Source organism: Aquimarina sp. U1-2, from assembly GCF_017897595.1.
Classification (GTDB): Bacteria; Bacteroidota; Bacteroidia; order Flavobacteriales; family Flavobacteriaceae; genus Aquimarina.
The window spans coordinates 136987-150316 of record NZ_JAGKIK010000004.1; the positions used below are offsets into that span (position 1 = coordinate 136987).

Annotated in this window: 12 protein-coding genes; 8 read left to right on the forward strand and 4 right to left on the reverse strand. The window is 34.2% G+C overall.

The window, feature by feature from the left end; translation table 11 throughout:
• Positions 1-114 precede the first annotated feature (114 nt).
• The gene (locus J8281_RS07285) at positions 115-492 is read left to right on the forward strand and encodes a LysM peptidoglycan-binding domain-containing protein (protein WP_210196956.1); all 378 of its coding nucleotides are present in this window, start codon (positions 115-117) and stop codon (positions 490-492) included.
• Positions 493-739: 247 nt separating this feature from the next.
• On the forward strand, positions 740-1066 hold the full coding sequence (locus J8281_RS07290; RefSeq protein ID WP_210196957.1) for a hypothetical protein: 327 nt from the start codon (positions 740-742) through the stop codon (positions 1064-1066).
• 35 nt (positions 1067-1101) lie between these two features.
• On the opposite strand, the gene cmk is transcribed toward J8281_RS07290, so the two are convergent.
• Positions 1102-1803 (reverse strand): (d)CMP kinase, encoded by a 702-nt coding sequence (gene cmk, locus J8281_RS07295; RefSeq protein ID WP_210196958.1) that lies wholly within the window; start codon positions 1801-1803, stop codon positions 1102-1104.
• Between the two features lie 494 nt (positions 1804-2297).
• Between cmk and J8281_RS07300 the strand changes: the two genes are divergently transcribed.
• Positions 2298-3344, forward strand: a complete 1047-nt coding sequence (locus J8281_RS07300) for a rod shape-determining protein (RefSeq protein ID WP_210196959.1) — start codon at positions 2298-2300, stop codon at positions 3342-3344.
• A 117-nt stretch (positions 3345-3461) separates the two neighbouring features.
• Here J8281_RS07300 and lon read toward each other — a convergent pair whose 3' ends face one another.
• The gene (gene lon, locus J8281_RS07305; protein ID WP_210196960.1) at positions 3462-5912 is read right to left on the reverse strand and encodes an endopeptidase La; all 2451 of its coding nucleotides are present in this window, start codon (positions 5910-5912) and stop codon (positions 3462-3464) included.
• A gap of 220 nt (positions 5913-6132) precedes the next feature.
• On the opposite strand from lon, the gene J8281_RS07310 reads away from it, so the two are divergent.
• From J8281_RS07310 to J8281_RS07330, 5 genes are all read left to right on the forward strand, one after another.
• Entirely contained in the window at positions 6133-6681 is a 549-nt protein-coding gene (locus J8281_RS07310) for an RNA polymerase sigma factor (RefSeq protein ID WP_210196961.1), read from the forward strand.
• A complete protein-coding gene (locus J8281_RS07315; protein WP_210196962.1) occupies positions 6678-7241 on the forward strand; it encodes a hypothetical protein in 564 nt (187 codons plus the stop codon). Before J8281_RS07310 ends, J8281_RS07315 begins: the two co-directional genes overlap by 4 nt.
• Entirely contained in the window at positions 7222-8316 is a 1095-nt protein-coding gene (locus J8281_RS07320; RefSeq protein ID WP_210196963.1) for a DUF4097 family beta strand repeat-containing protein, read from the forward strand. Before J8281_RS07315 ends, J8281_RS07320 begins: the two co-directional genes overlap by 20 nt.
• A 121-nt stretch (positions 8317-8437) precedes the next feature.
• A complete protein-coding gene (locus tag J8281_RS07325; RefSeq protein ID WP_210196964.1) occupies positions 8438-9169 on the forward strand; it encodes a head GIN domain-containing protein in 732 nt (243 codons plus the stop codon).
• 190 nt (positions 9170-9359) lie between these two features.
• Positions 9360-10100 carry a tyrosine-protein phosphatase gene (locus J8281_RS07330; RefSeq protein WP_210196965.1) on the forward strand — a complete coding sequence of 247 codons (741 nt, stop codon included), beginning with the start codon at positions 9360-9362 and terminating at the stop codon, positions 10098-10100.
• Here J8281_RS07330 and J8281_RS07335 read toward each other — a convergent pair.
• Entirely contained in the window at positions 10097-12442 is a 2346-nt protein-coding gene (locus J8281_RS07335; RefSeq protein WP_210196966.1) for a polysaccharide biosynthesis tyrosine autokinase, read from the reverse strand. The two genes, J8281_RS07330 and J8281_RS07335, sit on opposite strands and share 4 nt — an antisense overlap.
• A gap of 23 nt (positions 12443-12465) precedes the next feature.
• Positions 12466-13254: a polysaccharide biosynthesis/export family protein gene (locus J8281_RS07340; RefSeq protein ID WP_210196967.1), complete on the reverse strand. Its 789-nt coding sequence runs from the start codon at positions 13252-13254 to the stop codon at positions 12466-12468.
• Positions 13255-13330 lie beyond the last annotated feature (76 nt).

Genomic DNA, 13330 nt, shown 5'->3' on the forward strand with positions numbered 1-13330 from the left:
ATCACGTATTTCATCGATTACAGGGTGTTTTTTACTCCAAATATACAATTGAAATCATATGTTAATTTGCTATATTTGAGTAAAGCTAATTAATAATTTAAAATCTACTTAGTTATGGTTAAAGCAAAATATCAAGATGTTTTGGATCTTGGACAGAAATTAAACATTAAAGATGGTGATGTTTCTGAAGAGAATGGAACTTTAAAAATAAAAGGTATAGCACAAACTCAATATGAGAAAAATATACTCTGGGATAAAATAAAAGAAATTGGAGGAGAATCTCCATCTGATATCGAAGCTGACATCAAAGTTGAAGACACTTCTGTATATCATAGACATACCGTTAAAAGTGGAGAATCCTTAAGCAAAATTGCTAAACATTATTATGGAGATCCAATGAAATATAAAGCCATTTTTGATGCGAATACCAGCATTCTTAAAAATCCGGATATTATACACCCAGACCAAGAACTTGTTATTCCGAATTTATAAGTGAATTTCAGTCATTTTCGACATAGCGAGCCTGAAAAATAACTCCCCCAAAGGCAAAAGCCGTCAGGGGGGGTAATATAAACCATTAGGTTATACAAAGTGCTAAATAAGTATCGTCAAGAATCATAAATTTTTGTTTGTTTTTATGATCTGAAATACATAAATATCTGAAAAACATCACGATACATGATGATTGTTTTACGGTTTTACCGTATATTTGCTATTGTAATCCCAAACAAACAACCTAATGTACCGAAAATTACCCTTACTCTTTATATTGATCCCCTTATGTAATTTTGCGCAATCGTTGTCTAAAACTCATATCATTTATGAGTCTGATGACCAAGTTATTATGAATAATGGAAAACAATATGAGATTCTTGCAGCAACCGATGTTGATAAAACTCTAGATACACCAACTAATCAACAACATATTACAGTTTCAAACTATACGCTGTCGCTAAATCGCATTCTCATCCTGAAAAACAACGATGAACTTATCAAAGTGGTTGAATGGTCGAACGAAAATGCTAAATTCTATGAATATCCCGAAATTGTAGATTTTGAACCTTAATAATCAATATGCAGATATCGTATTTAAAAATCATGTCAATCTTTATTATTGATAACAGTTTGAGCTAGTTTAAGGATATGGTCAAACTGATCTTTGAGCGTAAGTGTCGAATTATCAATCTGTATGGCATCACTCGCTTTACGCAAGGGAGAATCTTTTCGTGTACTATCGATATGATCTCTGTTCACCACATTTTTTAGAACATCCTCATAAGTTACGTCTTCGCCACGTTCTTGCAGTTCCAAAAAACGGCGCTCTGCCCTATCTTTGGCTGTTGCAGTCATAAACAGTTTTAATTCTGCATCGGGAAATACGACAGTTCCAATATCTCTTCCATCCATTACTATTCCCTTTTCTTTTCCGAGCTGAACTTGCTGTTCTACTAATTTTTTACGTACAGCCGATACTGCAGCTATAGGACTAACATAATTTGAAACTGCCAAAGTTCTAATTTCTTGCTCAACATTTTCACCGTTAAGCCATACTTCTGCTATTCCGGTTGTTGTGTTGATTTTAAATTCAATACGAATTTCTGGAAGCGCCTTTTCTAATTTTTCTTGATCAAATCCTGATTCATTTATGATATCTTTGCGCATGGCGAATAAGGTAATAGCCCTATACATCGCTCCGGTATCTACGTAAATATATTTTAATGCTTTTGCTAGTTGTTTAGCAACGGTACTTTTACCTGTTGAGGAGTATCCATCAATAGCAATAATAATTTTTTTATGCTCCAAAATATAATTTTTAAAACTTAGCGTTGTTCAATATTATTTCAAAAATAAAGAATCTAATGACAAACCGAGATAATAGTCATTTTAATTAATGAATATCCGTAATTTAACCTAAACGGTTTACGTCAAGCTGAATACTGAAACGAGTTCAGCACAGGCTCGTTTCAGCTTCTCATCTCAGTGTGCTGAAAATAAACGTAATGAGATCTTGAAATGAATTCAGGATGACTTCTCAGTTAAATTTTAGGTATACTAACGGACAATCAATTTTTAATTATACTCATACATAAATAGTAATAATGTATTGAAAAATACTGCAAAAACAGAACGCCAAAGACGATTAACCTTAGTAATCTAAAATTTAACAAGTAAAAAACACTTTAGTGATACAATAATTGCATTTAATCGAAGTTATCTTACCATTAAACCATAACATATGATGTAAAGCTACTTTTTCACCTTAAATCAATACGTATTAACTTAAAGTAAAATACAACATGGGCCTCTTTGACTTTTTAAATGAAAAAATAGCAATAGATCTTGGTACTTCCAATACGCTCATTACCCACAAAGGTAAAATAGCTGTAGACCATCCTTCGATTATAACCCTTAACCAAATAACAGGCAAAATTATTGCTGTAGGTAAAGAGGCTGGAATGATGCGAGGAAAAATCAATAAAAATATAAAAACCATCTACCCCTTTAGTAACGGAGTGATTTCTAATTTCGATGCCTCAGAAAAAATGTTAAAGGCTTTTCTTAAACGTTTATCCTCTCTTAATGCTTCGGTATTCAGTTCTTCATACAATATGATTATCTCTATTCCTTGCGGAAGTACAGAAGTTGAGATGAGAGCTGTATTAGAATCTGCAAAACGACTGAATGCTAAAAACATATTTTTGATTCATGAGCCCATTGCAGCTGCAATTGGAGGTGGTATCAACATATTAGAACCCAAAGGTAATATGGTGGTAGATATTGGCGGTGGTACTACTGAAATTGCCGTAATTTCATTAGGTCGTATTATTAGTGGCCAGTCGGTAAAAATTGCGGGAAATACTTTCAATGAAGATATTATGCAGTATGTACGCGAATTTCGTAACTTACATATTGGCGAGTCAATGGCTGAACATATTAAAATAACCATTGGATCTGCTATTGAACATCTTGATACACCTCCTAAAAATATGCAGGTAGAGGGAAGAGACTTGCTTACCGGTAAGCCCAAACAAATAGAATTGTCTTATAAAGAAATCTCTAAAAGTCTTGAAAAATCAATTTCTCAGATAGAGAATTCAATTTTAGAGACGCTTTCTGAAATACCTCCAGAAATTTCGGCAGACATTTATAATACCGGAATCTATTTAACCGGTGGAGGGTCTATGTTACGCGGACTTAATGAAAGATTGTCTAAAAGCACCGACCTCCCTGTACATTTGGGAGAATCACCACTTGAGACAGTTGTGAAAGGTAGTGATATGGTATTGAAGAATCTTGATCATTACAGCAGTGTATTAGTTCAAGACAGACGCAGAAATTTTTAAAAAACAAAGCTCAACTATATTCTAGCCTGTATTGAAACGAGTTCAGTACAGGCTAGTTAACGCTTATATTATGAGTTTTTGCAATTCACTATAATAAGCTGGGCCAATTTGATACCTTTATAACTTCTTGGCGTTTTTAACCTTAGTATTTGTTAAAGCCAACTTCAAAACATTTCCCATATCTTTTACGTAATGAAACGTAAGACCTTTTAGGTATTCGGGTTTGATTTCGTCGATATCTCTTTTGTTGTCTTCGCAAAGTAGTATCTCTCGAATATGAGCTCTTTTGGCTGCCAGAATTTTTTCTTTAATACCTCCCACGGGTAAAACTTTTCCTCGAAGGGTTATTTCACCAGTCATTGCTATACTCTTTTTCACTTTTCGCTGCGTGAATAGAGAAACAAGAGACGTGAGCATGGTAATTCCGGCACTAGGTCCGTCTTTAGGTGTGGCGCCTTCAGGTACGTGTATATGCACGTTATATTTATCGAATATATCAGGTTTTATTCCCAATTCTGTAGCATTTGCCTTAATATATTCCATGGCAATAGTGGCAGACTCTTTCATTACTTTGCCTAGGTTTCCGGTAATAGTGAGGTTTCCTTTTCCTTTAGAAAGAATAGATTCTATAAATAAAATATCACCTCCAACACTTGTCCATGCCAATCCGGTAACAACACCTGCAACATCATTATTTTCGTATTTATCTCGTTCTAATTTAGGAGACCCTAATACTTCAATGATGTCATCATGGGTTACTTTTATATTGTACGTTTCTTCCATTGCAATGTTTTTTGCCGCAAAACGTACCATCTTGGCAATTTGTTTTTCGAGACCACGCACTCCTGACTCTCTTGTATATCCTTCTACGATTTTTTCTAATTGCGCTTTGCCAATTTTTAAATATGACGTATTTAAGCCATGTTCTTCCAGTTGTTTCGGCAATAAATGTTGTTTGGCAATTTCTACTTTTTCTTCTATGGTATACCCCGTAACATTAATAATTTCCATTCGATCTCGAAGCGCGGGTTGTATGGTTACCAGGCTATTTGATGTAGCTATGAACATTACTTTAGATAAGTCGAAGCCCATTTCCAAGAAATTGTCATGAAATTCTGAATTTTGCTCGGGATCCAGAACTTCTAACAATGCAGAAGAAGGATCGCCCTGACTACCTACCGATAACTTATCAATTTCATCTAAAACAAATACAGGATTACTTGTTCCTGCTTTTTTAAGGCTTTGAACTATTCTTCCGGGCATAGCACCGATGTACGTTTTTCTATGTCCGCGTATTTCTGCTTCGTCTCTAAGCCCTCCTAATGAGATTCGAACATACTCCCTACCCAAAGCTTCGGCTACAGATTTACCAAGTGAAGTTTTTCCTACTCCAGGAGGTCCATACAGGCACAATATTGGAGATTTCATATCATTACGAAGTTTTAAAACGGCCAGATATTCAATAATTCGACGTTTCACTTCATCTAATCCATAATGATCCCGGTCTAAAATTTTCTTAGCACGTTTTAGATCAAATTTATCGGTACTAAATTCGTTCCATGGTAAATCCAAAAACAGATCCAGATAGTTGCGTTGTATCGAATACTCTGCCACCTGCGGATTCATACGCTGCATTTTGGCTAGCTCTTTCTCAAAATGGTTTTTAACTTTTTCATCCCATTTTTTATCTTTACTTCGAGCACGCATTTCTTCGAGTTCTCCTTCGTGAGAAACACCTCCCAATTCTTCTTGAATTGTTTTCATTTGTTGATGTAAAAAATACTCACGTTGCTGCTGGCTCATATCATGCTGAACTTTGCTCTGGATATCGTTTTTCAGCTCTAATTTCTGAAATTCAACATTCATGAACTTCAAAGTTGCCAAAGCTCTATCTTGTAAGTCATTGATTTCTAGCAATTTTTGCTTTTCTTCAACAGGAAGGTTTAAGTTTGATGATACAAAATTGATCAAAAAAGAATTACTTTCAATATTTCTTATGGCAAACGAAGCCTCAGAAGGTATATTAGGGCTTTCTTTAATGATTTCTAGGGCCAGATCTTTAATTGAATCTATAATCGCCCCGAACTCTTTATTCTCTTTTGCAGGTCTGACCTCAGGAACTTCATTAACCTTCGCCTTGAGATAGGGTGCCTCTTCAACTATTTTTTCAATCTTAAATCGTTTTTTTCCTTGTAGAATTACCGTAGTATTACCATCGGGCATCTTAAGCACTCGTAATATTCGAGCCACCACTCCAACTTTATTGATATCTTTTACCGAGGGGTTTTCGACATCTTCTTCTTTTTGAGAAACAACACCGATAGTTTTATTTCCGTTATTAGCTTCATTTAAAAGTTTGATTGATTTATCTCTTCCTGCGGTAATTGGAATCACCACACCTGGAAACAAAACCGTATTGCGTAATGGTAAAATAGGAAGTACTTCGGGTAATTCTTCTTTATCGATTTCTTCTTCATCTTCGGGTGTTAATAAAGGAATTAATTCGGCATCTTCATCTATTCCTTGAAATGACAGATTGTCAAGCGTTGTAAATTTGGTTTTAGCCATAGTCTTATATAGAGTCATTTTGTCATCGTGACAAAAAAAACATTTCTTATTAAAATTAATCTAAACTAGTTGAACATCCTTTAAATACGCAATAAAATTGATATTTAAAGCATACCTTTTACCTTTAATTCAATTGTTATGCCATAAACTTGAAAAAAATAAATATAAAACTGTAACAAAACGCAACGATATATATCTATATATAAAAGTTAATTCATTTTTGTCACTAACCCAGCTAAATACAAAACAGCTCATTAAAAAATGTCGTGAGCACGATCAAGAAGCACAGCTCGAAATTTATAATCGATATTATAAAGCAATGTACAATACCTCGTTACGAATCATAAAAGATACCGCCGAAGCAGAAGATATTATGCAGGAAGCTTTTTTGACGGCCTTTACAAAGTTATCTGCCTTACATGATGATAGCATGTTTGGAGCGTGGTTAAAAAAAATCGTTGTTAATTCTAGTATAACTGCGTTACGCAAAAATGATGCGCATCAAGAGGTACATTTAGACACCGTAGCTTATACACTTACAGATGCTAATGAGAGTATAGAAGAAAATCTAACCCAGGTTAAAGCACGTACTGTATTGCTTACATTACATCAATTAAAAGAAAGCTACAGTACGGCATTATCATTACATCTAATAGAAGGATATGATTATGATGAGATGTGTCAAATTATGAATATTTCTTACTCTAATTGTCGTACACTAGTCTCTCGTGCTAAAGAAAGTTTACGAAAAAAGTTAGAACTGATATGAAAAAAAAAGATACTATAGACGAGCTATTTAGTCGTTTGCAAGGAAAATTAGACCTACATCATCCCTCGAATGATCACAAGGCTCGATTTTTGAAAAAACTGCGCCAACAACCTGAAGTTATTCACATAAACGCTCTAAAAAAGAGCAGGTATAAACGTATAGCCATAGCAGCATCTATTGCTGTTCTATGCACTATCACAGCCATATCTTTCTCTTTGAATCCATCGCCAAAAGCTGATTTGGCCAGCGTTTCTGAACAAATGCAAGAAACACAAAGTTTTTTTACTTCGGCTATAGAAGTACAGTTAGAAGAAATTGATAATATTTCTTCGATGGCCACCAAAGAATTGGTGATAGACGCTATGAAACAACTGCGCAAACTTGAAGCTGACTATGATATGTTAACAAAAGACCTTGTTCATAGCGGAAATGATAAACGTGTGATTAGTGCTATGGTGAAAAATTTTCAAAAACGTGCTAACTTATTAGAACAGGTACTTCAAAAAATGAACGATATCAACGAACTCAAATACAAACAAAATGAAAATAGCATATTATAAATTAGTATTCTTACTACTATTCCCTACACTCCTGTTCGCCATTAATCATGGTGATTTAAAAGGAAAATATAATAAGGAAAAGACGCTAAACAAAGAATTTAAAGTGAATCGTGATGCACTATTAAAAATTAGCAATGACTACGGAAACCTGGATATTACCTCCTGGAATGAAAACCGAATTGTACTACAAGTTACCATCAAGGTAAGTGGAAATAACGAAGAAAAAGTAGCTAAGAAATTAGCTTCTATCGATGTAGATTTTGAAAACTCTCCTACGATGGTAAGTGCCAGAACGGTATTTAACAAAAATAATGATTCGTGGTGGAGCAAGTGGTCTAATAGCTGGAACAATTCTACAAACATGAAAATAAACTATACGGTTAAAGTTCCTGTGACTAACAGTATCGACCTTAGTAATGACTATGGAAATATAACCCTGGATAAAATCGAAGGTAAAGCCAAAATTAATTGCGACTACGGTCAAATTATATTAGGTGAGCTTCTGGCTGATGATAACTACATCAATATAGATTACACGAATAATAGTAGTATTACTTATATGAAATCTGGTAAAATTAATGCAGATTACTCAGACTTTGAAGTAGGAGATAGTCAACAGGTAGACCTTACTGCTGACTATACACAGTCTAAATTTAAATCTGTTGCAAATCTGACTTACAATTGCGATTACGGTGGAATTCGAATTGAAAATGCAGATAAAATTATAGGTTCATCTGATTATGTGAGTACCAAAATAGGAGCAGTATCAAAAGAGCTAAATATTGAATCTGATTATGGATCTTTAGAAATATACGCGCTTCTGCCCTCGTTTAAAAGTATTACTGTAGATACCGATTACACTAGAGTTGATATTTCTTATAATGAAGACTGTGTTTTTGATTTTGATATAAAAGCTTCTTACGGAGGAATACAACTGGACGAAGGCATCAACATTCAAAAAAAATACGTCAAAGACTCAAAAAAAGACTATCAAGGATATTATGGCAAAAAAAATAGTGGTAATACGATATCCATAACCTCAAGTTATGGCGGAATTAAACTCAGAAAAAAGTAAACATAAAGTCAACTACCTCGGGGGCAAACCCATGAGGCATTCGTAAAAATCAATTTTTTAATTTCGAGGCAAGCCTTTGGATATTCTACCCTTTGGCGGTGCCCATAAATATTTCAATCAAATGAGAACAGTAACAATTATCTTAAGTTTAGCCGTATTTAGTTTAACTTCTCTTAACGCACAGCGATGGGGAGGAAAAAAAATAAGTGGAAATGGAGAAATAACAACAAAAAGTCGAAGTACTTCGGCATATGATGAAATAAAGGTCGCAGGAAATCTCGATGTATTACTTGTATCTGGATCTGAAGGTAAACTTGCCATCGAAGGTGAAAGTAATCTAATCGCCTATATCAAGACCGAAGTAAATGGAGATGTTTTAAAAATTTATGTCGAAAAAGGGTATTGGTTAAAACCATCTAATGGAAAAAAACTCATGATCACCGTTCCATTTGAAGATTTATCAAAAGTGACCATGGCAGGTGCTGGAGATATTCAGAGTAGTGCCATTATAAAAGCAACTGCCTTTACAACCGGGATATCGGGATCAGGTGATATTAAACTTGAAATCGACTCGCAAAATGTAGAAGGCTATGTTACGGGCAGTGGAGACCTTACCTTAAGCGGAAATTCAGAAAGTTTTGAATGTAAAGTAACCGGGTCTGGAGATTTGAACGCATTTGATTTGAAATCTAAGGATGTAACTGCATCAGTCACTGGGTCGGGAGATATTCAAGTTACGGCGACCAGTTCTTTAAAAGCTAGAATTACAGGATCTGGAGACATCGACTATAAAGGCAATCCCGAAAAAGAAGACAAAAAAGTATCGGGTTCTGGAGATATAACGGGGTTATAAACTTAGGCTAATTTAGTATTAGAATCTCGGGAGAATCTAATGCGATAGCGTTAAAAAAAACCGTTTAAGGAGCAAACTAAGCTTCTTAAACGGTTTTTTAGTACATAATAATCCTTATTTTTGCAAGATGTTTCATTGGTTCGCTTTGAAGTCGATCACGGTTACTAATTTACCCCAAACAAAAAATATATTGTCATTTTTCCTAAAAAAGAGAGTTCCGTTTTCAAAACTAATACCTGAAAATTATGTGGATATTCATTCACATCTTCTTCCGGGTATTGATGATGGTGTAAAGACAATGTATCAATCGGCTTATATTCTAGAACAATTTGAGAAGTTTGGCATACAAAAAGTAATTACTACTCCGCACATTATGCAACAAGTTTGGCCTAACTCATCAACAACTATTAGTCAGGGCCTAGAAAAAATACGAAGCATTCTTCCTACCCTTGGTATTCATCAAATCCATTTGCATGCCAGTGCAGAGTACATGATGGATGATCTTTTTTATCAACGCCTTAAAAGTAAAGACATTTTACCCTTACATGGTGATTATATTTTAGTAGAAATGTCTACGTTTAGTCCGCCAATACATTTAAAAGAGATACTTTTTGAAATAAAGGTTGCTGGTTATATTCCGATTCTAGCTCACCCTGAGCGATATTCGTTTTATCATAAAAAAGACTTGAACGAATATGAAGAATTGAAAGAATCAGGATTTCTGTTTCAACTTAATTTACTTTCTTTAACAGGACACTATGGAAGAACGATAAAAAAAGTTGCTGAAAAAATGCTTAAACAGGGCCATTTCGATTTCACAGGTACCGATATTCACAACTATCATCATTTAGAAATACTCGAGCGAGGCTTTCATTATAAGTTGGCACCAAAATTGACTCGATTAATGCAAAATAATTCAGTTCTTTCTTAATTCTTCTTATTACCGTAGCCATAACCATAATTATAACCGGCCTGGCTTCCAGCGGCATTCAAAAGCACAGCTATATTTGGTAAGCGCTTCTCGGTATGAAAACTTTGTGGCATTTGTAATATTCTCTTATCTGAATAGTTTTCTCTAACTATGTAAATACACAAATCTGCATAATGACCTATCAGTAAAGTATCTGCAACAAGACTTACAGGAGAAGTATCTACGATAACGTAGTCATAATACCCTTTAAGATATTCAAACATCGTATTAACTCTTTCGTGCATTAATAGTTCTGCAGGATTTGGAGGTATTGCACCAGAAGGAATATAATCGAATGCATCCTCTTTATTATCCCTGTAGATAACATCATTCGGGTTCAATTCTTTATTCATAATAAAATTAGTGAGTCCTTTGGTATGCTTACCTTCCGGAAGATCTAAAAACTTATGAAATTTTGGATCTCTTAAATCTGTACCCAGATAAACGACTTTTTTCCCAGTTATAGATAGTGTTCTGGCTAGATTTGAAGAAATCATTGTTTTACCTTCACCAGAGATAGTTGATGTTATAAAAATTACTTTTCCTTTGTCATTAGTAGAACCGGCCATTAAAAAATCCAGGTTGGTTCGCAAAATTCTAAAGGCTTCGGCTACCCCAGATCGATCATGTTTAGAAATTACCACTTTCTTTTTTGACCTAACTTTGGGTATAGCACCGATGATTGGCATGGTAAGTACTTTCTCTAAATCTGCTCTAGAACTAATTTTTACATTTAGTAAATCAGATATATAGATGAGTATAAAAGGAATGAGAAAGCCTATAAATATGGCACCGGTATAAATAATTCGTTTATTAGGTGAAACGGGATAAGCACTAAGTGCGGACGCACGATCGATTACTCTTGCATTCGATAGCGTTACGTTACTTGTTATTTCTGCTTCTTCCCTTTTTTGTAGTAAATAAAGATATAATTGTTCTTTAATAGTTTGCTCGCGTTCTATCACTCTAAGGTCTTTTTGCCTTTTGGGAGCGTTATATAATTTTCCACTAAAATATTGGTCCTGTGTTCGAAGGCTTTTTAATTTGATATTAATAGAACTACGTAAACTGTTTAAGCTACCTATAAGAACCTGTCGTAATCCATCAATTTGCTGATCAATGTTGACAACTACTGGGTTTTGTTCACTAGAGGTTTTAAGCAACCGCTTTCTTTGAAGAATAAGAGCATTATATCTTGATATTGTATTGGTTATTGTAGGTTCGTCAAATCCAAGATTTGCAGGGATTAAGTCATATCGTCCTTCTTGGCTAGATACGAAACGGCTCATAGACTCGATTACACTAAGTTGAGTACCTAATTGGGCAATCTCTTGAACATTTCGTGAATCTATATCGGCAACGCGCTGTGTTTGCGCTTCTACATTATTAGTTAATCCAAATTTTGATTTATACCCTGCGGCTTCTTCGTCTACTTCGGATAAATCGCCAGATATCAAAGCTAATCTTTCACCAATAAAAGAAGCAGTCTTAGATGACATTTCCTTTTTATTTTCAATAGTTGCTTTATTATATTCTTCGACTAAATTATTTATAATATCTCGGGCTTTATTTATGACCGGATCATTGAGAGAAATCTTTACTACAGAAGAGTTATCACCAACAGTAACGATAGAAATTCGTTCTCTATACTTCTGAGTTACATGTTGTAGCGGGGTAATTTTAATTTTGATAACCCGACCCTTATACGTATCAATATTCTTATCGTTAGGTGTAATGATTACCTTACCAATACCTGTAGAAATCGTTTTACCGAAAAAATGATCACTTAATTTTTTTCCTTTCTCATCTAAAAATGAAAATGAAGTATTTGAATTAATTAATACATGAAAAACCTGAGAACTTTTACTAATAATCGAGTCCTCGGCCAAAAGGTTTATCTGAACTAAAGATTTTGGATAATTTTCGGTTTCTAAGATCCTCCCTTCAGAAAAATATTGAATATTTAGATTTAAGTTATCAACCACGTTAGATATTAACGTTCTTGACTTTATAATCTGAATTTCATTTTCAAGCTTATTTTGAGTATTATCCAGCAATCCTAGGTCTTTGAACGCTGCAAGCTCAGATTCACTTACGCTTTGTTCTTGCGATATTAGAACAGTACTAGAAACGTTGTATTGAGGAACAGAATATCTGATATGAAGGTAAGCTAAAACACCAAATAGTAGGATACTTAAAACGAACCAATACCATTTTTTAAGGTACCTTATAATTAGATCTCTAAAGTTGAAACTACTAGTTGTAGCGCCAATTGCACTAGAAGAAGGGGTTTTATCAAACATAATCAGATTTGTATTCGATCCTTTTAATTTACAACGAGGTTTAATCCCGCAAGTGCTACTCCTAGGATTCCAAGAACCAGAGGCGTAATATTATTCTGCCCTCTAGACACTTTAATCTTAGCTTTATTAGGTTCTACATATAAAACATCGTTTTGAGTGAGATAATATGCAGGAGAATCAAAAATGTTTTTTGAAGTAAAATCTACTCTATGATATGTATTTACTCCATTGTTTTCTCTTATTACAGTTACATTACTTCTCTTCCCTGTAATTGTTATATCACCTGCCAGACCAAGAGCCTCGACTATAGTAATCCTTTCATTGGGTATGGCATAAGATCCTGGTCGATTGACCTCACCTATGACAGTAATTTTAAAATTTTTAAGTCTTACATCAACAATTGGATCATTAATATATACTTTAAGCTTATCTTTTATCATTTTTTTGACTTCTACCCTGGTAAGCCCTGCAATTTTTAATTTTCCTAAAACTGGAAATTCAATATAACCTGCTTCATCAATTAAATAAGTAGGTTCTGATCCCGATATGTTAGAAGGCTGATTAGATTGCTCTGTAGGAAAAGCATTGCTTGATCCGATCATTAAATTAAATGGCCTTGCAGCGTCCATATCACTTGCTGATACGATGACACTTATCACATCATCAACTTTAAATACCGGTGTAAATGAATTTTTTGCATTTATCTTTTCTAAATTTTTTGAATTTTGAAAATAAACGACATTGGTGGGTGTCTTACACGAAAAAAATAAGAAAAAAGAAATTATTACTAATACGACCTTGTATAATTGCATGAGAGATCCAGTTTTATAACGCAGTTTGATAGGCGAAAATAAGATAATATTTTAGCTTTGTACGATAAATTTTAAT

Coding starts and splice junctions, on each gene's coding strand:
- J8281_RS07285 (WP_210196956.1), top strand. CDS start 115: ATGGTTAAAGCAAAATATCAAGATGTTTTGGATCTTGGACAGAAATTA.
- J8281_RS07290 (WP_210196957.1), top strand. CDS start 740: ATGTACCGAAAATTACCCTTACTCTTTATATTGATCCCCTTATGTAAT.
- J8281_RS07300 (WP_210196959.1), top strand. CDS start 2,298: ATGGGCCTCTTTGACTTTTTAAATGAAAAAATAGCAATAGATCTTGGT.
- lon (WP_210196960.1), bottom strand. CDS start 5,912: ATGGCTAAAACCAAATTTACAACGCTTGACAATCTGTCATTTCAAGGA.
- J8281_RS07315 (WP_210196962.1), top strand. CDS start 6,678: ATGAAAAAAAAAGATACTATAGACGAGCTATTTAGTCGTTTGCAAGGA.
- J8281_RS07320 (WP_210196963.1), top strand. CDS start 7,222: ATGAAAATAGCATATTATAAATTAGTATTCTTACTACTATTCCCTACA.
- J8281_RS07325 (WP_210196964.1), top strand. CDS start 8,438: ATGAGAACAGTAACAATTATCTTAAGTTTAGCCGTATTTAGTTTAACT.
- J8281_RS07335 (WP_210196966.1), bottom strand. CDS start 12,442: ATGTTTGATAAAACCCCTTCTTCTAGTGCAATTGGCGCTACAACTAGT.
- J8281_RS07340 (WP_210196967.1), bottom strand. CDS start 13,254: ATGCAATTATACAAGGTCGTATTAGTAATAATTTCTTTTTTCTTATTT.